This is a genomic window from Rhodovulum viride (assembly GCF_003265965.1).
In the GTDB taxonomy this organism is placed as follows: domain Bacteria; phylum Pseudomonadota; class Alphaproteobacteria; order Rhodobacterales; family Rhodobacteraceae; genus Rhodovulum; species Rhodovulum kholense.
On sequence record NZ_MUAV01000148.1, the window covers coordinates 1 to 638 of the forward strand.

Annotated in this window: 1 protein-coding gene; it reads right to left on the minus strand. The window is 74.6% G+C overall.

Going from position 1 to position 638, the window contains the following annotated elements:
• Positions 1-52: 52 nt before the first annotated feature.
• Positions 53-538 carry a DUF1937 family protein gene (locus BYZ73_RS21545; RefSeq protein WP_112317595.1) on the minus strand — a complete coding sequence of 162 codons (486 nt, stop codon included), beginning with the start codon at positions 536-538 and terminating at the stop codon, positions 53-55.
• Positions 539-638: the final 100 nt, after the last annotated feature.

A 638-nucleotide genomic window follows, 5' to 3' on the forward strand; every position in this document is an offset into this window, starting at 1 on the left:
TCGGGATAGGTCGTGCCGCGGATCGTGAGGTCGGTGTAAATCCGCGTGGCCATCAGGCCGCCTCGCGCCGGGCGCGGCGCATCAGATAGACGGGCTTGGTCTGGTCGAGCGCGGCCCGGACCTCGGTCCAGATCCCGACCGAGCGCCTCCGGCCCGGCAGCGGCGGCACCGCGACCGCGTCGCAGGCCAGCAGAAGCGGCCAGCACCAGGCCGACCAGAACCCGTGATCGAGCGGATCGGGCGCCGCGGCGGGGTCGTCCCCCAGCATCGCGCAGGCCTGCACCACCGGCGAAATCGCGGTCACGCCCGCACGCGCGAAGGCCCGGGCCCAGCGTGCGGCGCCCGCCTGCGCAGCGGCCGACCGGGCCGGGTCCCAGGCCCCCTCGACTGTCACCGCCTCGCGGGTATAGGGCGTCGCCAGATAGACCAGCCGCCCTCGGCAGGCGGCGGCGGTGTCCTGCAGATCGGCCGTGCGATGCAACAGCACCTCGTCCGGCCAGAGCTGCGCCAGGGCCGCCCAATCCGGCCGCGCGGTCATGCCCGGCTGCCCTTGATGCGGGCCAAAAACTTTTCCGCGCGGGTTTCGAAGACGCGGGCCGCGGCGCGGGCCCGGCCCGCGCGCAGCTGGTTGAAGCGTC

What these genes read in the sequence shown, in the direction of transcription:
- BYZ73_RS21545 (WP_112317595.1), bottom strand. Translation starts at nt 538, where the DNA reads ATGACCGCGCGGCCGGATTGGGCGGCCCTGGCGCAGCTCTGGCCGGAC.